Below are 22,633 nucleotides of genomic sequence, written 5' to 3'. Positions count from 1 at the left end.
TATAAGTTTATATCTATTCTTTAAGTTTACCGTTACTTATTTGTTTTAAATATTCATTTATAAATAAGTCAATATCTCCATCCATAACAGCATCTACATTACCATTTTCAACCAAGGTCCTATGATCCTTTACTAGGTTATAAGGATGGAAAACATAAGATCTTATTTGACTACCCCATCCCATATCTTTTTGTTCACCAGTCAAATCTTCAATCTTTTCCTTATGAGCCCTCTCTTTTAATGCTATAAGCTTTGATTTTAAAACCTTTAGTGCAACTTCCCTATTATAATGTTGACTTCTTTCATTTTGACATTGAACAACTATACCTGTTGGTATATGAGTTATCCTAACCGCAGATTCTGTTTTATTCACATACTGACCACCAGCACCACCTGCTCTAAAGGTATCTAGCTTTAGAGCTTCTGGCCTAATGTCAATATCTTGATCTTCTTTTAATTCTGGAAGAACTTCTACAGATGCAAAAGAAGTCTGCCTTTTACCACTAGAATTATATGGAGATATTCTAACTAACCTATGTATTCCTTTTTCAGTTTTAAGATATCCATATGAAAATTCCCCAGATACCTTAAGGGTAACACTTTTAATTCCAGCTTCATCTCCACTTATATAATCAATTATCTCAATTGTAAATCCTTTACTCTCAATCCATCTTGTATACATTCTAAGAAGCATCTCAGTCCAATCTTGAGCGTCATTACCACCAACACCTACATGAAGAGTTAATATAGCATTATTTCTATCATATTCTCCTGAAAGCAAAGTTTCTATTCTGAATTTATCGACATCCTTTTCCAAAAGTTTTATATCACCTATAAATTCTTTTATAATAGATTCTTTCTCCTCACCAATTAATTCCCCTAAAACTTCTATATCTTCCAATCGTAGTACCAATGAATTGTACTTATCTAGTTGATCTTTTAAAGCCTTACATTCCTGTGATACTTTTTGTGCTTTTATATTATCATTCCAAAATCCCGGGCTTTGCATTTTATGTTCATATTCTTCAATAACCAGCTTCATTTTTAATATGTCAAAGTGAAGCCCCCATTTCTTTTAAAGTTTCTTTAAATTGTGGAACTTTAGATAATTGTTCTTCTAATTGTAAATTCATATTTTCATCTCCCTTTAAATAATGTACTCCTAAATGAATATAGATTTGCAACTTTTTAAAAATTGCAAATCTATACTATAACTAAGCTTCTCTACCACAACAATTCTTGTACTTTTTACCACTTCCACAGTTACATGGATCATTTCGTCCAATCTTTTCTTCTTTTTTTATTGGTTCTTTTCTTACTGAGGAGTCCTCATAATTAGTTGAAACTTCTTTTACAACCTTTTCTCTTTCAGGGGCTCTTTCAGCTTGAACTTGCAATAAATATCTTACAGTATCATGTTTTATGTTATAAATCATCTCTTCAAACATGGTGCTTCCTTCAAATTGATATGCTTGGGTAGGATCTTGTTGTTTATATGCACGTAACCCTATACCTTGTTTTAAATGATCCATATTATCAATATGATCCATCCATTTAGTATCAACTACTCTTAAGAGAATAACTCTTTCTATCTCTCTCATACTTTCATGTCCAAAATCTTTTTCTTTTTCTGAATAAATATTATTAGCTATAGATAAATATTTTGCTTTTATTTCTTCATTTGATAACAATTCCAAGTCTTCACTTTTTACAAAATGATGTGGAACATATAAATCTTCCATAAAATTAATTAGATTTTTAACATCTTCTTTAAATGTATCTTCTACTCCTGATAGATGAGAGTCTACAGCATTATTAATAACATCTTTTATCATATCTTGAACCTGCTCTTTTAAGGTTTCGCCTTCTAGAACTTGAGTTCTTTGTCTGTAAATTATTTCTCTTTGCTGATTCATAACATCATCATATCCTAGAAGAGTTTTTCTAACATCAAAGTTATTTCCCTCTACCTTCTTTTGAGCATTTTCGATAGCTCGTGTAACCATTTTGCTTTCTATTGGATCATCTTCCCCAAGTCCAATTTTATCTACTAATCCTTGTAATTTTTCCGAGCCAAAAACCCTCATCAAATCATCTTCTAGTGATAGATAAAACCTAGTAGATCCAGGGTCCCCCTGACGTCCTGAACGACCTCTAAGCTGGTTATCTATACGCCTTGATTCATGTCTTTCTGTACCTATTATCTTAAGTCCACCAATTTCAGATACACCGTCTTCTAGCTTAATATCTGTACCACGCCCTGCCATATTGGTAGCTATAGTAACTAATCCTTTTTCTCCTGCATGAGATACTATATCAGCTTCCCTTTCATGATATTTAGCATTCAATACTTGATGAGGTACTCCTGTTTTCTTTAAAAGGGCTGATAAAACTTCTGATTTCTCTATACTAGCTGTACCTACTAAAACCGGCTGTCCCAATTTATAAGACTCTTCAATATCCTTTATTATTGCATTATACTTACCCTTTACACTTTTAAATATAGTGTCTGGATAATCTAATCTTTTGATTGGCCTATGAGTAGGTATTGCAATAACATCTAATCCGTATATTTCTCTAAACTCTACTTCTTCAGTCTGAGCTGTTCCTGTCATACCAGATAACTTATTATACATCCTAAAATAATTTTGGAATGTTATTGTAGCAAGAGTTTTAGATTCTTTTTCAACTTTAACTCCTTCTTTAGCCTCAATAGCTTGGTGAAGTCCATCACTGTATCTTCTACCTTCCATAAGTCTTCCAGTAAATTCATCAACTATTACTACTTCTCCGTCTTTAACCATGTAATCTTTATCCCGTTTCATTGCATAGTTAGCTTTTAAAGCTTGGGTAATATGATGTTGTATCTCCATATTTTGAGCATCCGCATAATTTTCAAGTCTAAAATACTTTTCAGCTTTTTTAACTCCCTCTTCACTAAGGATTGTAGAATTTGTCTTCTCATCTACAGTAAAATCCTCTTCTTTTATTAAAGTTTTTGCAAAATAATCAGCAACTTTATAAAACTCGGTAGACTTTTCTCCCTCACCAGATATTATAAGAGGTGTCCTCGCTTCATCAATGAGTATAGAATCCACCTCATCTACTATACAAAAGTTTAATTTCTTTTGAACCTTCTCCTCTTTATATATAACCATATTATCTCTTAAGTAATCAAATCCATACTCATTATTAGTACCATATGTTATATCCGAATTATAAGCTTCTCTTCTTTGTTGAGAGCTTAGACCATGCAGTATTACGCCTACCTTTAGCCCTAAGAATTCAAATATTTGTCCCATCCACTCTTTATCTCTATTTGCAAGATAATCATTTACTGTTATTATGTGGACCCCATCACCACTTAAGGCATTTAAGTATGCAGGAAGTGTGGCAACTAAAGTCTTACCTTCACCTGTCTTCATTTCTGAAATTCTACCTTGATGAAGAACTACTCCTCCTATAAGTTGTTCTCTAAAATGTCTCATTCCTAAGGTTCTTACAGATGCTTCTCTTACCACTGCAAATGCCTCTGGAAGTAAATCATTTAGATTTTCACCATTTTTAATTCTTGATTTAAACTCATTGGTCTTTTCTTTAAGTTCTTCATCATTTAAGCTTTTAGTTTTTTCTTCTAGCTTTTCTATGTCATCTACAATTGGAATGATTCTTTTTACTTCTCTCTCACTGTAACTTCCAAATACCTTATCAATTAATCCCATACTTTCATCCTCACCATTCTGTTCTTATAATAGTTCATTATTAAATTATATCATTGAATTAGTAAACATTTCAATACTAAGCTCTAAAAGTGAAAATATTTAAAATAATAGCAGCTCCTTATTATAAAGAGCCGCTATATAAAAACATTAATTTTTCATTTACAATTTTAAAGTTTTAAAATTCAGGCTCTATCAAACCGTAATTTCCATCTTTTCTCTTATAGATCACATTTACTTCGCCTGTATCTGCATTTTGATATACAAAGAAACTATGAGCTAGAAGCTCCATTTGTAAAACAGCTTCTTCTGTACCCATTGGTTTTATTGCAAATTTCTTAGTTTTAACTACTTTTGGTTCTTCCTCTCCCTTATCTTCATAGGCTATTATTGATTGAAATCTTAAAGAATCTCCAGTATTTCTCCTTAGTAGCTTTGTTTTTTGCTTTCTAATTTGTCTTTCTAATTTGTCTACTACTAAATCAATGGAAGCATATAAATCATCTGTTGACTCTTCGCCTCTTAGTATTACTCCGTTAAACGGTATTGTTACCTCAATTATTTGTCTGTTTTTTTGTACACTTAAAGTTGCGTGTGCTTCCACACTTGGATTAAAATACTTTTCCAGCTTTGAGAGTTTCTTTTCTACTGTTTCCTTCAATGCTTTTGTAAGTTCTATGTTTTTTGCCATTACTACTATTTTCATAATTCCAGCCCCTCTCTGCTAAGTTGTATTATTTTAAGTTTAATTAAAGCAAATTTTATTTATGTCTTTATACTTATTCTATAACTCTTTTTGAAATTTAACAAGGGCTATTATGTTAATTAACAAAATATTTTGTTCATTATTTTTTTATATTAATATGTGACTCGCTTATTTATTTTCACTTTAACTTTTTAAAAAAATAAAGCCTTTAGTCAAAACTTGACTAAAGGCTTTATCTAGCTAGTTGACCTGGTCTTTGACCCCACACCCGCCTGCTGGAGTTTTTGCTACTAGGAATTAACCCCTCACTACTAATTCTCTCATTTTTAATAAATGGCAGGACTAACCTCTAAGCCGCACCATGATCATTAGACATTTTATCTAACTTACGTGGATCGTTTCGCCTGCGACTGGCATCGACTTTCAACCACAAACCTAGCTTCATAATATATTATAACCTACTTTTTGCAACAGTCAATATATTAATTTCTTTAGCACCATTATTTTTTAATTCTTTATAGCAAAAATATAAGGTAGAGCCTGTAGTTACAACATCATCAATAAGTATTATTTTTTTATTTTTAACTTCTTTTAAATATCTAATATCAAACTTAAAAGTTGATTTTAAATTTTCCCACCTATCTTCCACCCTTACAGTTTTTTGTTCCCTTGTGTTAATATCCCTTTTTAGACACTTAACTACTGGCATCCCACTTTTCTCCTTTATTATGCATGCTAATATTTCACTTTGATCATAACCTCTAATTTTTTTACCATCTTTGCTTGCTGGAACATAACATATAATATCAAAATCTATTTTATTGTAATCTATTACCTCCATAATATTAGAAACAAAAAAACGTGCGACATTAAAGTCTCTTTTATACTTAAATCGCATTAATAAATCTCGAATTTCATGAGAATAATAAGCTGTTGAATAATATACTAATTTCATCTCTTTAATTTCTATATAAAAAGATTCTTTATTTAACTTTATTTTATTCTTACATTCATAACATAAATAGTAATCTTGTAGTCTTTCCTCTTTACACAGTAAACAAAATGAGCCTTTTGGGAATACAATAGATAAACTACAATTAATTAGATATCTTAACAAGTAACCTAAGAATTTTACTTTAACCTTTATAACTTCTTTTAACCTATTATCATTATTGTTATATTTCTTTAAACTTTCTTTATCTAAATATTTATTAATCCTTTTTCCCATGCTATTTTATTGAAGTTTCTAGTTATGGACTTAGCCTTCTCCATATCTAAAGTGAGGTTATTTCCAAGAAAAATCACTTCAGAATTACTAAACCCTTCCTTCATACCTACCTTTCCACATATATAAGTTAATTTTTTATAATCGTATCTTTCGTCATCTGCAAAATATACTATTATATCTAAATTATTGACTTCCATGTGAAAAGTATTCATATTATCTATTACTATTATTATAGGTTCATCTCTCATCATTAATCGTTTTTTTATTATATTTATATTAGATTCATTATATCTTATTATGCTTGTTCTTATATCTTCTCTTAAATATAATATTTGATTATAAATTTTATCTGCCTTTTGATTATCTGGTGCATATAATATAACCTTTCTCCTAGACTTTACAAACCATTTCATATAATCATATATCATATAAGGTATTTCCTTATTGGTATCTATTTTTGTTGTAATTATTCTAGGTTCTATTATAGGAATGTTGTTTGTCTTCCTCGTAACTTCTATTACATCGCCCTCTTCTAAAATAGGTTCGATGGATGCAACTATATACTTTTCAGCTTTAATTTTATAAACTAGGCCTCTTATATCCTTTGATTCATATTCTGAGTAACAACTAATATCATCATATATAACGCAATAAAAGTTATCTTTAATAAGGTATGCACTATCGTAATTAGTTATTATTAAAAGCTTATCTTCTAAGTTAGTATAATTCCCTCTAAAGTAACAATAACTTCTAAATGAAGTTATTGTCCTTATTTTCTTTAACAATGAAATATCTTTTATATCTTGATTGGTTATATACAAGACCTTTTTATTTTCTCTAATTAGTTCAAGTATTATTTCTAAAAATGTTAAGGAATTATTGTAAGGAATAGAAACCACATTTAAGTGTTTTTTGTTTTTCTTTACCCAGTTCATAACATTTTGATCCGTATGTGCATCTTTTATGGATTCATTTTTACTTTTAAAAACTTTAAATATGGACATTTATGCCCCTCCAAATCTATTACCATCTATTTGATACTTTATTGTTCATTAAAAATTTCGTCGGAGACTGTATCTTTCATCCTCCATTTTAATGAAGAGAACCTCTCAAAGCTTCTATCATTTTGAATCATGTATTTAAGTGCCTTAACAGAGCCTGTTAATACCACTAAATTCTTAGCCCTTGTTATTGCTGTATATAATAGATTTCTATTCATAAGCAAAGGTGACCCAACAAATATAGGCATAATAACTACAGGGAACTCACTTCCTTGGCTCTTATGTATAGTTATTGCATAAGCTAAATCCAATTCATCTAGATTTATATTTTCATAGATAACTTCTCTCTCCTCATCAAATATAACCGTTATATTATTATCTTCCTCATCAATATTTAAGATAAATCCCATATCTCCATTAAATACCCCAAGACCTTCTTTATCTCCATAACCATCTACCCTGATCCACTTTAGAGAATAGTTATTTTTAGTTTGCATAACCTTATCTCCAACTCTAAAAATTGTACTTCGATATTCTCTTTCTCTTTTATTTTCAGCTTTAGGATTTAGAACCTCTTGCAATTTAGAATTTAGATTTATAATACCTAAAGGTCCTTTTTTCATAGGCGATAATATTTGTATATGTTGGTGTTTATTCCATGAACTATTGTATTTTGGTAGCCTTGTATTTATTAATTCTACCACTGTATTTAAAATATTATCTTTGTCTTCTTCCTTTATAAAAAAGAAATCTTTATCTCTATCATTTAATATTGGAATTTCTCCATTATTAATCTTATGGGCGTTAACTACTATCATACTTTCTTTTGCCTGCCTAAATATTTCTTTTAACCTTACCACCTTTATACATTCACTTTCGATAAGATCTTTAAGCACGTTACCTGCTCCAACAGATGGTAACTGATCGACATCGCCTACTATTATAAGTCTAGTCCCTAATGATAAGGCTTTTAAAAGATTATTCATAAGTAGTACATCTATCATAGATGCCTCATCTATGATTATAACATCACACTCTAAAGGCGATTCTTCCCCTTTAGAAAATGCCATCTCTTCATCATTTAATCCAAATCCAAGCTCTAATAATCTATGAATAGTTTTAGCTTCTCTTCCCGTTGATTCCGTCATTCTTTTTGCAGCCCTACCTGTTGGTGCTCCCATAACTACACTCATACCATTTTTATCAAATATATCTAGTATACATTTTATTATGGTAGTCTTACCTGTTCCAGGTCCACCAGTAATTATTTCTACCCCATTATCTATTACACCTTTTATTGCTTCTTTTTGTGAATTAGCAAAACTCATGTTATTTTCTTCTTCGAATTCTTTTATTTGTTTATCTATATTAACGTCTATAGTATCAAAGCTTGAAAAAACTATGGAAAGCATAGATTTTGTTATACCAAGCTCTGCATAATAATAAGGTAATGTAAATACGCATTCTACACCATCTATTATCTCCACTCTTACCTTTCCATCAATAACACAATCAAATATATTTTTGATTATTAAATCTTCTTTTACTGTTAATATTTCAGAGGCGCCCTTTATAAGTTCATCTTTTGGCATATAAGTATTTCCTAAAGCACAAAATTGATTTACTACATGTTTTATGCCACTTTGTATTCTAAACTCTGAATCAATTTCTATCCCTAAACTTCTAGCTATTTTATCTGCTGATTTAAACCCTATTCCTGAAACTTCCTCCGTTAATATGTATGGATTGTTTTTTATAATACTTATAGATTCTACTCCAAACCTTTTATATATTTTCATGCATTGATTTGGTGTTACACCGTATGTTTGTAAAAACACCATAATATTTTTAACTTCTCTTTGCTTAAAGTAAGAATCATATATGAGTTCTATTTTCTTCTCCCCTATACCTTCTATTTCAGAAAGTCTATCTATATCATTTTCTAAAACTTCAAAAGTCTTTTCTCCAAATTTACTTACAATTTTTTTAGCTGTAACAGGTCCAATTCCGAGTATAACACCCGAAGACAAATATCTTTCAATTCCAATCAAGCTATTTGGCAATATTTCCTCAGCCTCATTTACTTTAAACTGCTTACCAAACTGCTTATGCAAAGTCCATTCGCCTTTTAATCTTAAATTCTGTCCTTCTGATATATATGGTATACACCCTACAATGACTGTATCATCACCTTTTTCGTCTACTCTTGCAACCACATATCCATTTTCTTCATTTTGAAATATTATATCTTCTACAGTGACTTGTATTTCTTCCATATAATCTCCTCACTCAATTCTTAATTAAAGTAATTATATCACAATTATCCTTAATAAAGATTTTAAAACAATAGTTATAATGAAGATTATAGTATAATAAAACTTAAATTCAAGTTAAAGTAATTTATTAATTGATAATTACTATTTTTAATAAATACATGACAATTTATATTAACTGGTTATTTTTCTCCACATGTCCTATAATAAATATATCTAAAATATATGTTATTGAGGTGATTTCATGTTAATTAAAAATTGTAAAATAATATATGAAGATAGAATAGAAGAAGGTTCCGTTTTACTTCATAATGGTAAAATTAAATCTATAAATCCTGAAAATACTGATGAAAAAGATGTTATGGATGCCGAAGGTCTATACTTATCTCCTGGATTTATAGATGTCCATATTCATGGAGCTGGAGGCCATGATACCATGGATGGAACTTATGAATCATTAAACATAATTTCAAAAACCATCGCTAAATATGGAACTACTTCCTTTTTGCCAACTACAATGACCTGTTCTACAAGCGATATAAACAAGGCTCTTGAAACTATAAAGGAAGCTAAGCTAAAGGGAACTGATGGAGCTAATATCTTAGGGGCTCACTTAGAGGGACCCTTTATAAGTCCAAAAGCTATCGGAGCTCAAAATCCTGACTTTGTAGAAAATCCATACTTGCAAACATTTCTAGATATAGTAGGTGATAATATAGATACTGTAGTAAGCGTTACTATAGCCCCTGAAATAGAAGGTGCTTGCGAACTTATAGCATATCTACGTGATAAAGACATAACCGCTTCTATGGGCCACACTAAGGCCACATACGAAGAGGCCATGGTAGGAATACAATGTGGTGTTTCTCACTCTACCCATCTTTTTAACGCTATGACAGGGCTTCACCATCGTGATCCTGGAGTTGTGGGTGCAATATTTGATTCTTCTATAACTACTGAAACAATTTCAGATGGGATTCACATAAGTTATCCCTCTTTAAGAATTGCCTATAAGCAAAAAGGATTAGATAAGGTATTATTAGTAACTGATGCTATGATGGCTTGTTCAATGCCAGATGGAATTTATTCCTTAGGTGGGCAAAAGGTTATTGTTGAAAATGGAGCTGCTAGATTAAAATCGGGATCTCTTGCTGGTTCTATTTTAACTCTAGATAAGGCTGTTAGAAATGTTTATAACAATACCGATTATCCTTTAAACGAAATTGTTAATATGGCTACTGTGAATCCTGCTAAACTTTGTAAAGTAGATACCTTTAAAGGATCTATTAAAGAAGGATTCGATGCCGATCTATTACTATTCGATGATGGAATAAATGTTAAAAAGGTTATAATTAATGGTAATGTAATTCTTTAATAATTATGTATTCATATATTTCAAAAAAACAACCTGGATATTTTTAAATATCCAGGTTGTTTTTTGCGTATTTCTTATATATATCTTTTTATAGCATTTACTTTATTCAATTTTTCCCATGGTAGATCTAAATCACTTCTACCAAAATGTCCATAAGCTGCAACCTGTTTGTATATTGGTCTTCTTAGATCTAGTTCTTTAATTATTGATGCTGGTCTTAAGTCAAATACATTGCTAATTATTTCTATTATTCTCTCGTCACTTATCTTTCCTGTTCCAAAGGTATCTACATCAATAGATACAGGTCTTGCAACACCTATAGCATAAGCTACTTGAATTTCAATTTTATCAGAAACTCCGGCGGCAACTAAGTTTTTAGCAACCCATCTAGCTGCATAAGCTGCAGATCTATCTACCTTAGTTGGATCTTTTCCTGAAAAAGCACCCCCACCGTGTCTTCCATATCCACCATAAGTATCAACGATTATTTTTCTTCCTGTTAATCCTGAATCTCCTTGAGGTCCTCCTATTACAAATCTACCTGTTGGGTTTATATAATATTTTGTATCCTTGTCCAATAGGCTAGGTTCAACTACCTCTTCAATTACATACTTACGTAAATCTTCATCTATTTGCTCTAAGGATACCTGAGGGCTATGTTGAGTTGAGATTACTATAGTATCTATTCTCTTAGGTTTATTATCCTCATATTCTACTGTAACTTGAGTCTTTCCATCCGGTCTTAAATAAGGAAGAGTTCCATTCTTTCTTACTTCTGACAACCTTCTTGATAATTTATGAGCCATAGATATTGGAAGAGGCATATACTCTTCTGTTTCATTACTGGCAAATCCAAACATCATTCCTTGATCCCCAGCGCCAATTCCACCAAGTTCCTCTTTAGTACCATTTTTAGATTCTAAAGCCTCATCTACCCCCATGGCTATATCAGCTGACTGCTCATCTATCGATGTAATTACTGAACAAGTTTCAGCATCAAATCCATATTTAGCTCTTACATATCCAATTTCTTCTATAGTCTTTCTAACTACTTTTGAGATATCCACATAACAATCTGTAGATATTTCTCCAGCTACCATTACCATACCAGTTGTTACCATAGTCTCACAAGCTACTCTTCCATTTGGGTCCTTTGATAATATTGTATCTAATATAGCATCTGATATTTGGTCACACATTTTATCTGGATGTCCTTCTGTTACTGATTCTGATGTAAATAATTTTTTCATAATATTCCTATACTAAACTTTCTTTAGTATAGTTTTCACTCCTTTCTAAAACATAATAAAAAAGCCCCTCAAGAAAGAAGTGACTTTATTTCGCTTCTCTCTTATCTTGCAGTTATACTGCTGGAATTGGCACCGTAGCTTATTAGCCGGTTGCCGGGTTTCACAGGGCCCTATTCCCTCCACCTCTCTTGATAAGAGCTTATATAATTTTATAACATAATAAATTCTACCATATTACGTTTATTACGTCAATATCATCCCAATAAAAAAAAGACACATACGTGTCTTTTGGTGGAGGAAGATGGATTCGAACCATCGAAGTCGTAGACAGCAGATTTACAGTCTGCCCCCTTTAGCCACTCGGGAATTCCTCCATGTGGAGCTGGCAATAGGAATTGAACCTACAACCTGCTGATTACAAGTCAGCTGCTCTACCGTTGAGCCATGCCAGCAAAAATATATAATTTCAATTTTAAAAATGGTGGGCACAACAGGGCTCGAACCTGTGACCCTCTGCTTGTAAGGCAGATGCTCTCCCAGCTGAGCTATGCGCCCTGGGATTGGTGGAGGAAGATGGATTCGAACCATCGAAGTCGTAGACAGCAGATTTACAGTCTGCCCCCTTTAGCCACTCGGGAATTCCTCCATGTGGAGCTGGCAATAGGAATTGAACCTACAACCTGCTGATTACAAGTCAGCTGCTCTACCGTTGAGCCATGCCAGCAAAAATATATAATTTCAATTTTAAAAATGGTGGGCACAACAGGGCTCGAACCTGTGACCCTCTGCTTGTAAGGCAGATGCTCTCCCAGCTGAGCTATGCGCCCTGGGATTGGTGGAGGAAGATGGATTCGAACCATCGAAGTCGTAGACAGCAGATTTACAGTCTGCCCCCTTTAGCCACTCGGGAATTCCTCCATATGGAGCTGGCAATAGGAATTGAACCTACAACCTGCTGATTACAAGTCAGCTGCTCTACCGTTGAGCCATGCCAGCATATCTACCAATACATTGTTTTGTTGTGTGCCTCATCGACTGACAAGGATTAGTATACCTAGATATAGATATAAATTCAACTTAAACTTCATGGCATTACGCTAAATTATCCTTTCATTACTTTATATTACTCTATTACACTATGTATTTTGGCACCATTCTTATTTTTTTTAAGATCATACCTTAAGCCTTCTATATAGCCATTTCTTCTTAAGCGTAATATTATTGTTTATTAAACATATAAATTAATTAGGAGGTGATTATATTGAAAAATTATAAAATCCATTACAAAAATAATCTCGCTATTTTTGAACTTTCTAAGATACTTAAAAATTTCATAGATAAAAATACAATTTTAATATGTGTTGGTACAGATAGATGTATTGGCGACTCCTTAGGTCCAATTGTAGGTACATTACTTACATATAAGCTTTTTCCATTACCTGTTTATGGAAGCATTTCTTCTCCAATTCATGCTTTAAACTTAATTGAAAAAGTTTCACATATTAAATCACTGCATCCTACCTCTAATATATTAGCAATAGATGCATGTCTAGGTGATGAGTCTTCTATAGGTGAAATTCAATTTAGGAATTCTCCTTTATATCCAGGTAAAGGAGTAGGTAAAACCCTCCCACATATTGGTGATACATCAATTATAGGCATAGTTGATTGCAACTCTGCAAACAATATATTTGTTAATAACACCATACGCCTAAGTTTTATTCTTGATATGGCAACCATAATAACAGAATCCTTATTTAATTGTATATATTTAAATGAATTACAGGTCTAAGTGCTCTAGACGTTATACTTTTATATAGTTTTGCTCATCTTCATTTTTATATAGAAATTAAAATAGGGCTACTCTATAGAAAAGAGCAGTCCTTTAAACTTAATTAAATATATGTAAATCAAAGTTTAAACCACATGTCACTCTATTAACTCGACCTTATTACCATCTAATGTAATATTTAATTTATCTATAAATTCTAACATCTTTCCTGTTCCAATGGCAACGCTTCCAACGGTATCCTCTGCAATATGTACAGGAACTTTTGAAATATGCTCTATTAGTTTGTCCAATCCATTTAACAAAGCCCCCCCACCTGTCATCACTATTCCTTTTTCTGCTATATCAGCAGCCAGTTCAGGTGGAGTTTTTTCTAATACCGCATGAGTCATTTCACAAATCACCATAACAGTATCAATCAAAGCTTCTCTCATTTCTGAAGATTTCACGGTTACACTTTTAGGTAGCCCTGTTAATAAGTCCCTGCCCTTTACCTCTTCATAAATTTCTTCTTCTCCAAATACGCTACCTATGTTAACCTTAAGATTTTCTGCTGTTCTTTCTCCTATCATGAGATTATGCTTTTTCCTTACGTATTTAATTATAGCCTCATCAAATTTATCTCCAGCAACCTTAATAGATTCACGTACAACTATTCCACCTAAAGATATTACCGCAATATCTGTAGTTCCACCCCCTATATCAATAACCATATTACCCATAGGTAAAGTTATATCAATACCTGCTCCTATAGCCGCTGCTAATGGTTCTTCTATAAGAAAGACTTTTTTAGCCCCTGCATTTATTGCAGCCTCTTTCACTGCCCTTTTCTCTACTTCAGTAGATTCACAAGGTATGCAGATAACAACATTTGGTGTTGATATCTTTCTTTTCCCACAAGCTTCACCTATAAAATATTTCAACATTTTTTGTGTAGTATCATAATCTGATATAACTCCATCCCTCATAGGCCTTATAGCTACTATATTTCCTGGAGTCCTGCCTATCATCCTTCTAGCTTCTTCTCCTATAGCAAGTACCTTATTTGTATTATTATCTATTGCTACAACTGAGGGTTCTTTTAATATTATTCCTTTACCTCTTACATAAACCAATACAGTTGATGTTCCAAGGTCTATTCCCATGTCCATGTTTGTTTTCCAAAAGCACATTCTACACTCACTCCCACTCTCCATTTTTATATAAATTCAGTTATTCTTTAAAAGAATATACAGAATCTTCTTTTATATTATACTAAGAATGTGCTTATCCTTCAACATGTTTATATTTTAATTTAGTAGCCTTCCCTCCTCTTATATGACGCTCAGATTTATTTAAATCTAAAATTAATTTTGCTTGCTTTGCAATTACAGGATTTATTTTAGGTAATCTTTCTGTCATATCTTTGTGTATTGTACTTTTACTAACACCAAACTCTTTTGCTGTTTTTCTTATAGTAGATTTTGAATCAATTATATACTTGGCTACTTCTAGCACTCTTTCTTCTATATAGTCCTTCAAAGTGCTGCCTCCTTAATATCTATATTTATAAATATGCGCTTATTTTTCTTTAAATTACTTTTCATATACTTTCTACTTAAGAAAGTATATGAAAGATTTATTTTTATTAATTTAACTCCTATTATTCAAAAAGTATATTTATGTTTTTCTTAGCTTAGATGAGATTCATCTAAGCTAAGAACTTGCTATTTGTAGCTTACATACTTTTCAGGATCAACCTTGATATTATCTTTTAAAACTTCAAAGTGTAGATGATCCCCATACTTTTCTTCACTATAGTTACCAGCTGTTTTACCAACCTTCCCTATTTCTTGACCCTTAGATATCTTTTGACCTTGCTTTATTTGAACGGTATCTTCTAAATTAGAGTATAAGGTTTTCAAACCATTTTTGTGATCTATAACCATATATCTTCCAAACTCTGTATTATCATTTTCTACTTTTTCTACTACTCCATCAGATACTGCTAAAACCTTTTCACCAATATCAGCTTTAATATCTACTCCTGATCTAGTCCTCCAGGTACCAAGGGTATCACAAAATATAGTTTCTTCTGTGAATTGCCTTACCAATGATCCTTCTACCGGCTTTCCAAATTTGGTATCTACACTTTTAGAAACTGTAGCGGTATCTTTTGATTCTGCTGCAACCGATGTCTTATCATTTTTTTCCTCAGCTTTTAAAGCTTCTTCGGACTTCTTGTTATTATCCTTTACTTGGAGAGCATTGTTGATTACATCCATTTCCTTTGATTCATGCCCCTCAGATAGCCTTAAATCGTCTTCATGTTGTACACTAGGTGGTTCATCCCTAGTAGATTTGTTACCTTTTACAGTTACTACAGCTATAGTAGATACTATACATAAACATACAAACAGTACTACATAAAAACCCTCCCTTTTAAAAAAATTAGTTGTCTTTTGTTTTATTTTTTTGTCCATAATGAACACCTCCATATTACTAGTCTGTCCTTTAGAAAATAAAAAATACATAAATTTAGTATTTTTTTTTCTACATTTTTCTAAATATTTTTTCATATTTCTACAACTTTACCGATATATATCATTACTTATACGCCTTGATCTATCTAGATTATGATAATTAGCTATAAAAATAATTAAATAAAGACACAGAAATATGAACTATTCCTCTGTCTTTATTTCAAAATCTATATTTTATTTTTGATTCTTTACTCAAACAAAAATTATTCAGCTTATATAAATCAAAAGCTTTTTTATAAAAAGGTTAAGACTTAAATATTTTCTAATCGTACCTTAAATTAAAGTATACAACTTACTACTTATTAACAAATTCTATTTCAATTCCCTTGTAATAATGAGATAGTATCTCTTTGTAAGTCTTGTTATCCTTGCCCATTACATTAGCTCCCCATTGACTCATACCAACACCATGTCCATATCCAATACATTGAATTTCTATTTTACCCTTTTCAAAATTCATATTAAAATTTGCGGAATTTAAATTAAATAGCTTTCTAAATTCTACTCCAGTTAATATCTGTTCTCCTAATCTTACAGTCCTTACAGCGCCACCTTCAGTTCTTTCTAATATTTCAATCTGTTTTAATAAATTTTCGTTATTTAAATGGGCCTCTTTATAATTTTCATTCACTTTAATTATAAATTCCTTATAACTAAATATTTCTTTTGACTTATACTTTGGAGCTATATCTTCTCCAGGGCTTTCTACAGACTTTAAATAATCTTTAGAAAAAGTAAAGACATCATCTGCATTCTCTGTCTTTCCAGAACTTACTGCAAAATATTGTGGATTAAGAACTAGATTCCCTTCATAGGTTAATATTTCGCCATTAGTTTCCTCTACAGCTTTCTTTATCTTATTCCAGTACTCCTCCCCCTTTTCTTTACCCCAACCTTTTATTCTTTCATCCTTTCCAACATACACCTGACAATGCACAGTATCACAAATGTGCCCTCCTTTTGCCTCCTTACAGCTAAAAAGCATCTTAGATACAGCAAATGTTCTAGCTGCAACAGCTTGGGCTTTTAAAGCTTCTTCATTAAAACTTGCAGGCATCTCTGATGCTACTACACCTATTATGTATTCTTCTAGATTTATTTCACTTATCTTATTTTTATTTTTGTTATAAACTTTAATATTTTTTAAATCTTTACCCTCTAGTTCATTCTTACGATAATCATTTTTTTCACTTACTTCATATTTCTTAATTTCTTTTACATCCTTATCTTTAAATCCAATAATCATTAAGGGTAATAATACTATAAATAACATAAATAACATAAATCCTATAATAATTCTTTTCAAATCAAAGTTGTTTACAGTCTTATACATCTCATTCTCCTTATAGATATTAATATTGATTAATATCTTCTCTTAAGATTAATAGTCCCTATAAAATTATATTATTATCATTATAAATATATAACTTTAAATTCTATTTAGTATCTCAACTATAATTAAGCTTTAGTTAATTTACGTACTTTATAATAATTTAAAAAAATTAGCTCGCCTAATGTCCTAATCTTAAAAGATTAAGATATAAGGCGGGCTATAGAGTTAAAAAGGTTGGAATATTACACTATACATTTATTCTTTCGATACATGCTCCTAAAGATTTTAATTTCTTTTCTATGTCTACATATCCCCTATCAATATGATAAACATCAGAAATTTGTGTATTACACTCTGCTGCAAGCCCACATAATATAAGTGCCGCTCCCGCCCTTAAATCAGTAGCTCTAACCTCTGCTCCTGTAAGTCCCTTTACCCCTTCTATCACAGCACTCCTGCCATCTATCTTTATATTTGCCCCCATACGTTTAATCTCTGAAGCATGCATGAATCTATTTTCAAATACAGTTTCAGTTATTATACTTGTTCCCTTTGAAAGTGATAATAAGGCCATCATTTGAGCTTGCATATCTGTTGGAAATCCTGGATAGGGCATAGTTTTTATATCCACAGGTTTTATATCTACATCCCCATAGGTTGTAGCAATTCCATTTTTAATATCAATATTAATTCCACATTCAGATAATTTCGCTAATATAGGCTTAATATGCTCTTCATCTACTCCATTAATCTTTATCTTGCTTCTAGTCATAGCAGCGGCAATCATGTATGTCCCAGCTTCAATCCTGTCGTATATAGGCTTATGTGTAACACCTTTTAGTTCACTTACACCTTTTATCCTTATTCTCCCGGTTCCTGCACCTTCTACAATTGCTCCCATGTCATTTAAATAATTTGCTAAATCTTTTATTTCGGGTTCTTCTGCTGCATTTTCTATAACAGTTTCTCCCTTAGCCAAAACTCCAGCCATCATTATATTTTCCGTAGCCCCAACAGACGGAAAATCTAAATAAATCTTGTTTCCTATAAGTCTATCAGCCTTTCCCTCCACATAACCGTGACCTAAATATATTTGGGCTCCAAGTGAGCTTAAACCTTTTAAATGAAGATCTATAGGCCTACTTCCTATGTTACATCCTCCAGGCAAAGACAATTTTACTCGTCCAAATCTTGATAGCATAGGTCCCATTATTAAAAAAGATGCTCTCATTTTTCTTACTAAATCAGCTTTTGGTTCTTCTTTTGAATTTATATCTTTAGTATCAATAGATATGTTGTTATTTTCTTTATTAATTTTTATTGATGCACCTAAGGATTCCAACACATCACATATAACAAAAACATCCTCTAACATAGGTGCATTTTCAATTACAGAAAGATCTCCACTTAGTATACTAGCTGCTATTATAGGCAGCACTGAATTCTTAGCTGAACTTATATTAACCTCACCTTTTAGTTTATTTCCACCCTTAACTATTATTTTTTCCATATTATCCTCCATCCCATACTTCTTAATAAGAACTATAAATTATTGGTGTTCCAACGATTAGATATACACCAGAGTCATAATTCATTACAGCAAAATTTATATCCTCATAACTTAAAAAACCATTTTCTATATAAGGCGATCTTGCTGAAGCTGTACCTAATACTCCAGCTTCACTATATACAATATCTACATTTTTACTTTTTTCACTTTTTAATATATTCTTTATATCCAACACATTTTTTTCTAATTCATCTTCTGTTAATTTACATTTAGTATATTTATATACTGACTTATTCTCATCTAATTTAACTTCTGTTTTAAATAGTTCATCTATATTGTTTTTTTCTTCTATGGATTTTATATTAAATTTTAATTCTACATAACAACTTTTGTTTTTATTATCCATAAGACCATTTATTTCTATATCCTCTTCCCTTTGAATTAAAATAGTTGAATTCTTTAGATATTCAATATTAAAATTACTTTGAATATCTTTGGATGATAATGCCTTTTTACTTACATCTGTATAAAATCCTATAAAATCATTTTCAGATATATCTTTAAGTTCAATTCTAATACCATATTCCTCTATATTTAGGTCTAACCCGTATATAAATTTATTAATAAAGTCTTCCTTCATGTAAAATTTACAACTTAAAAGAATTGATAAGGTTAATATAAATACAAACATTAAACATATAGTCTTTTTCAATTAACTCCCCCCTTATCCTAATTCTTTCCACTTATAAATAAAATATTCAAATTATTATTAAGCATATATATAATTTTAAATTAATAGCATAATTATAAAGCTATGTGTTTTATGCTATTATGTATATTATCAATATATAGATTTGTCGGAAAAATGTGAAAGGTATAATTTTAATATAAAAAAAGGTTTATAGGCTAGAAATAGAATTCCTAGCCTATAAACCTTTTTTTATTAAATGTATTACTTGTTATTAACCACCATAAAATCAAATAATAACTTCTTATCATTCCTATTTTATAAGTATTATTATCTTCGACTCTTTTTATTAGTCCTTATACTATAAACTACTATTACCATAAAGTGTGATACATATCCAAAGATATAATGTAAAATATAAGTCTCATAATAAAGTGAAATTGCTACAATAATAAAACCTATGATTAAAGTCCTAATAGCAAAACTTAACACATTCAAAACTTTCCTTTTATTATCTTTATCCTTTGTAATAATAAAATGAGTTACCATAGTATTAGCAATAAAATTAAGCATAGCAGTAAGTAGTCCAAATACAAAAGCTAGTACATACCCATAACTTAAAAACCAAAGAGATATTGCTGAAAATGCCAACGACATAAAAAGGGTTAGATAAATCAATTCTTTTATCATTGTTTTAAGATACGTGTCCAATAAAATACTCCTTTACATAATCTTATTTTAACTAAACTATATTAATGATTATTTCTCATTTTCTTAAATACTGTTAACTTATCTCTTTAGAACTATAGCTGTACCCATACCGCCACCTATACAAAGTGTTGCAAGTCCAGTTTTCGAATTTCTTTTTTCCATTTCATAAAGTAGTGATACTAATATTCTAGCTCCTGATGCTCCTATTGGATGTCCTAGAGCTATAGCACCTCCATTAACATTTACTTTATCCATATTAAATTTAAGATCTCTAGATACGGCTATACTTTGAGCTGCAAAGGCTTCATTAGCTTCTATTAAGTCTAAGTCCTCTACTTTAATAGAAGCCTTTTCTAAAGCTTTATTTGTAGCTGCAAACGGCCCATACCCCATTATAGATGGATCAACACCTTTAGATCCATAAGATGCTATTTTTGCCAATGGCTTTATACCTAATTCTTCAGCTTTTTCAGCACTCATTATTACAAAAGCTGCTGCGCCGTCATTTATACCCGATGCATTACCAGCTGTAACGGTTCCATCTTTTTTAAAGGAAGGTTTTAATTTTTTAAGAGATTCTGCACTAGTTCCAAATCTCGGGAACTCATCTGTATCAAAAGTAATAGGTTCACCTTTTCTTTGAGGAATCACCACTGGCACAATTTCTTCTTTAAATCTTCCATCTTTAATAGCCTTTTCTGCTTTGTTTTGTGAAGCTAAAGCAAAGTTATCTTGCTCTTCTCTTGAAATATTCCACTTTTCTGCTATATTTTCAGCTGTAACACCCATATGGTAGTTATTAAAAGCGTCCCAAAGACCATCATTTATCATTACATCAACCATATTACCATTACCCATTCTTTGTCCCCATCTAGCAGTATTTATTACATACGGAGCTCTTGACATATTTTCCATCCCACCTGCTACAATAATATCTGCATCCCCAGCTAGTATTATTTGACTAGCAAGACTTACAGCCCTAAGTCCCGATCCACAAACCTTATTAATTGTCATAGCTGGCACCTCAACAGGCAATCCTGCTTTTATAACTGACTGTCTTGCTGGATTTTGTCCAAGTCCTGCTTGAAGTACATTACCCATTATAACTTCATCAATCATTTCGCCTTTAACACCTGCTCTACTAAGAGCTTCTTTTATTACCACAGCACCAAGCTCTACAGCATCTACATCTTTTAATCCTCCACCGAAAGAACCTATAGCTGTTCTAACCGCACTAGCAATAACTACTTCTCTCATAACAATTACTCCTCCAATTCAAATATATTTAGTCTTAAATGCATTTTAAAAATAAACTATTCATAACTTTCTTAAATAAAAGTTCTAGTAGGATTCATCAAAGAAAATACAAAACACTTTTATTCTTTAAATTCTTCTGTCTTTTCTTTGTTAAATCCAAAATAATGAAGAATGGAGTTTACTATTCTATAAGATGCTTTTCCATCTCCATAAGGATTAATAGCCTTACTCATTTCAAGGTAATATTCTTTATCTAAAAGAAGCTTTTTTACTTCCTTTAATATAACCTTTTTATCTGTACCTACAAGTTTTACTGTACCAGCTTCAATGGCTTCTGGTCTCTCTGTAACATCTCTAAGAACCAGTACTGGTTTACCAAGATGTGGGGCTTCTTCTTGAAGTCCACCAGAATCACTCATAACCATATAACATTTATTCATAAGGTTATGTGTTTCCTTAGTATCTAGTGGTGATAATAAGTGAACTCTTTCTAAATTTAATAAATGTTTATCAACCACATCTTTTACTACTGGATTTAAGTGAACTAAATAAATTATCTCAACATTTTCATAGGTTTCTATGATTTCTTTTAAAGCTTCACATATGTTTTCTATACCACCTCCCCAATTTTCTCTTCTATGTGCTGTCACCATAATAACTTTCTTATTATAGTCAATATCATTTAATTCTTTTGTTTCAAAAACATAATCTTTAGTCACAGTAAAATTCATCGCATCAATTACTGTATTTCCAGTAACATATATACTTTCTTCTTTTACGCCTTCCCTTAAAAGATTACTTTTTGCTGTTATTGTAGGTGAAAAGTGAAGATCTGCTAGGGAACCCGTCAATTTTCTATTCATTTCTTCTGGATATGGGAAGAATTTATCAAAGGTCCTAAGCCCAGCCTCTACATGACCTATTTTTATCTTTTTATAAAATGCAGCTAAAGCACCTGCAAACGTTGTCGTGGTATCACCATGAACAAGTATTATATCTGGCTTTACTTTATCAAACATATTTTCTAAACCTTCTAAAACCTTACTAGTTATACCTGTAAGACTTTGTTTGGATTCCATTATATTAAGATCATAGTGTGGTTTAATTTGAAATAGCTCTAACACTTGATCTAACATTTCTCTATGTTGTGCCGTTACACATACTATGGATTCTATTTCTTCTCTTTTTTCTAATTCCTTCACTAAAGGAGCCATCTTAATAGCTTCTGGCCTAGTTCCGAAAATAGTCATAACCTTTATCTTATCCATTAC

At 31.3% G+C, this 22,633-nt stretch carries 18 protein-coding genes, 8 tRNA genes and 1 riboswitch; of the genes, 2 read left to right on the top strand and 24 right to left on the bottom strand.

Annotation, left to right across the window (positions count from 1 at the left end; genetic code table 11):
- Positions 1 to 13 precede the first annotated feature (13 nt).
- The 6 genes from prfB to recD2 all read right to left on the bottom strand — a co-directional run bounded on the left by prfB (position 14) and on the right by recD2 (position 8,930).
- A protein-coding gene (prfB, locus tag DY168_RS04830; RefSeq protein WP_115640730.1) for a peptide chain release factor 2 occupies positions 14 to 1,133 on the bottom strand; the annotation gives its coding sequence in 2 pieces (ribosomal slippage) (positions 14 to 1,054 and positions 1,056 to 1,133; 1,119 coding nt in all).
- Positions 1,134 to 1,214: 81 nt separating this feature from the next.
- Complete coding sequence (gene secA / locus DY168_RS04825; RefSeq protein ID WP_115640729.1) at positions 1,215 to 3,722, bottom strand: preprotein translocase subunit SecA; 2,508 nt, start codon at positions 3,720 to 3,722, stop codon at positions 1,215 to 1,217.
- 175 nt (positions 3,723 to 3,897) lie between these two features.
- Positions 3,898 to 4,425 (bottom strand): ribosome hibernation-promoting factor, HPF/YfiA family, encoded by a 528-nt coding sequence (hpf, locus tag DY168_RS04820; RefSeq protein WP_115640728.1) that lies wholly within the window; start codon positions 4,423 to 4,425, stop codon positions 3,898 to 3,900.
- Positions 4,426 to 4,876: 451 nt separating this feature from the next.
- Complete coding sequence (locus tag DY168_RS04815) at positions 4,877 to 5,653, bottom strand: ComF family protein (protein ID WP_115640727.1); 777 nt, start codon at positions 5,651 to 5,653, stop codon at positions 4,877 to 4,879.
- Positions 5,626 to 6,657: a hypothetical protein gene (locus DY168_RS04810; protein WP_115640726.1), complete on the bottom strand. Its 1,032-nt coding sequence runs from the start codon at positions 6,655 to 6,657 to the stop codon at positions 5,626 to 5,628. Before DY168_RS04810 ends, DY168_RS04815 begins: the two co-directional genes overlap by 28 nt.
- Before the next feature lie 38 nt (positions 6,658 to 6,695).
- Complete coding sequence (gene recD2 / locus DY168_RS04805) at positions 6,696 to 8,930, bottom strand: SF1B family DNA helicase RecD2 (RefSeq protein ID WP_115640725.1); 2,235 nt, start codon at positions 8,928 to 8,930, stop codon at positions 6,696 to 6,698.
- 241 nt (positions 8,931 to 9,171) lie between these two features.
- On the opposite strand from recD2, the gene nagA reads away from it, so the two are divergent.
- The gene (nagA, locus tag DY168_RS04800; RefSeq protein ID WP_115640724.1) at positions 9,172 to 10,302 is read left to right on the top strand and encodes an N-acetylglucosamine-6-phosphate deacetylase; all 1,131 of its coding nucleotides are present in this window, start codon (positions 9,172 to 9,174) and stop codon (positions 10,300 to 10,302) included.
- 74 nt (positions 10,303 to 10,376) lie between these two features.
- Here the strand turns inward: nagA and metK are convergent, their stop codons facing one another.
- The 9 genes from metK to DY168_RS04755 form a co-directional block, all read right to left on the bottom strand.
- Positions 10,377 to 11,552 (bottom strand): methionine adenosyltransferase, encoded by a 1,176-nt coding sequence (gene metK / locus DY168_RS04795; protein ID WP_115640723.1) that lies wholly within the window; start codon positions 11,550 to 11,552, stop codon positions 10,377 to 10,379.
- A gap of 98 nt (positions 11,553 to 11,650) precedes the next feature.
- A riboswitch (SAM riboswitch) is annotated at positions 11,651 to 11,750 on the bottom strand.
- Between the two features lie 91 nt (positions 11,751 to 11,841).
- Positions 11,842 to 11,926, bottom strand: a tRNA-Tyr gene (locus DY168_RS04790).
- 3 nt (positions 11,927 to 11,929) lie between these two features.
- Positions 11,930 to 12,004, bottom strand: a tRNA-Thr gene (locus tag DY168_RS04785).
- Positions 12,005 to 12,031: 27 nt separating this feature from the next.
- A tRNA-Val gene (locus DY168_RS04780) sits at positions 12,032 to 12,107 on the bottom strand.
- A 6-nt stretch (positions 12,108 to 12,113) separates the two neighbouring features.
- Positions 12,114 to 12,198 (bottom strand) — tRNA-Tyr (locus tag DY168_RS04775).
- A gap of 3 nt (positions 12,199 to 12,201) precedes the next feature.
- Positions 12,202 to 12,276: transfer RNA gene (locus DY168_RS04770), tRNA-Thr, on the bottom strand.
- Positions 12,277 to 12,303: 27 nt separating this feature from the next.
- A tRNA-Val gene (locus DY168_RS04765) sits at positions 12,304 to 12,379 on the bottom strand.
- Between the two features lie 6 nt (positions 12,380 to 12,385).
- Positions 12,386 to 12,470, bottom strand: a tRNA-Tyr gene (locus tag DY168_RS04760).
- A 3-nt stretch (positions 12,471 to 12,473) separates the two neighbouring features.
- Positions 12,474 to 12,548 (bottom strand) — tRNA-Thr (locus DY168_RS04755).
- Between the two features lie 256 nt (positions 12,549 to 12,804).
- On the opposite strand from DY168_RS04755, the gene yyaC reads away from it, so the two are divergent.
- Positions 12,805 to 13,344: a spore protease YyaC gene (yyaC, locus tag DY168_RS04750; protein ID WP_423237229.1), complete on the top strand. Its 540-nt coding sequence runs from the start codon at positions 12,805 to 12,807 to the stop codon at positions 13,342 to 13,344.
- Between the two features lie 137 nt (positions 13,345 to 13,481).
- On the opposite strand, the gene mreB is transcribed toward yyaC, so the two are convergent.
- The 9 genes from mreB to wecB form a co-directional block, all read right to left on the bottom strand.
- Positions 13,482 to 14,513, bottom strand: coding sequence for a rod shape-determining protein MreB (gene mreB / locus DY168_RS04745; protein WP_115640721.1), 1,032 nt, complete (start codon positions 14,511 to 14,513; stop codon positions 13,482 to 13,484).
- Positions 14,514 to 14,607: 94 nt separating this feature from the next.
- A complete protein-coding gene (gene spoIIID, locus DY168_RS04740) occupies positions 14,608 to 14,862 on the bottom strand; it encodes a sporulation transcriptional regulator SpoIIID (RefSeq protein WP_115640720.1) in 255 nt (84 codons plus the stop codon).
- 185 nt (positions 14,863 to 15,047) lie between these two features.
- Positions 15,048 to 15,803 carry a M23 family metallopeptidase gene (locus DY168_RS04735; RefSeq protein WP_172556268.1) on the bottom strand — a complete coding sequence of 252 codons (756 nt, stop codon included), beginning with the start codon at positions 15,801 to 15,803 and terminating at the stop codon, positions 15,048 to 15,050.
- Positions 15,804 to 16,158: 355 nt separating this feature from the next.
- On the bottom strand, positions 16,159 to 17,196 hold the full coding sequence (gene spoIID, locus DY168_RS04730) for a stage II sporulation protein D (RefSeq protein WP_115640718.1): 1,038 nt from the start codon (positions 17,194 to 17,196) through the stop codon (positions 16,159 to 16,161).
- Between the two features lie 247 nt (positions 17,197 to 17,443).
- The gene (murA, locus tag DY168_RS04725) at positions 17,444 to 18,706 is read right to left on the bottom strand and encodes a UDP-N-acetylglucosamine 1-carboxyvinyltransferase (RefSeq protein ID WP_115640717.1); all 1,263 of its coding nucleotides are present in this window, start codon (positions 18,704 to 18,706) and stop codon (positions 17,444 to 17,446) included.
- Between the two features lie 22 nt (positions 18,707 to 18,728).
- Positions 18,729 to 19,418, bottom strand: a complete 690-nt coding sequence (locus tag DY168_RS04720; RefSeq protein ID WP_115640716.1) for a hypothetical protein — start codon at positions 19,416 to 19,418, stop codon at positions 18,729 to 18,731.
- Between the two features lie 306 nt (positions 19,419 to 19,724).
- Complete coding sequence (locus tag DY168_RS04715; protein ID WP_115640715.1) at positions 19,725 to 20,105, bottom strand: ATP synthase subunit I; 381 nt, start codon at positions 20,103 to 20,105, stop codon at positions 19,725 to 19,727.
- Positions 20,106 to 20,183: 78 nt separating this feature from the next.
- Positions 20,184 to 21,362 (bottom strand): acetyl-CoA C-acetyltransferase, encoded by a 1,179-nt coding sequence (locus tag DY168_RS04710; protein WP_115640714.1) that lies wholly within the window; start codon positions 21,360 to 21,362, stop codon positions 20,184 to 20,186.
- Positions 21,363 to 21,481: 119 nt separating this feature from the next.
- On the bottom strand, positions 21,482 to 22,630 hold the full coding sequence (gene wecB / locus DY168_RS04705) for a non-hydrolyzing UDP-N-acetylglucosamine 2-epimerase (RefSeq protein WP_115640713.1): 1,149 nt from the start codon (positions 22,628 to 22,630) through the stop codon (positions 21,482 to 21,484).
- Positions 22,631 to 22,633: the final 3 nt, after the last annotated feature.

Origin of the sequence: Clostridium putrefaciens (assembly GCF_900461105.1) — a bacterium.
GTDB classification, from domain to species: Bacteria; Bacillota; Clostridia; order Clostridiales; family Clostridiaceae; genus Clostridium_L; species Clostridium_L putrefaciens.
The sequence above is the reverse complement of the archived record's forward strand: the minus strand, read 5'-3'. Positions and strand labels throughout refer to the sequence as shown.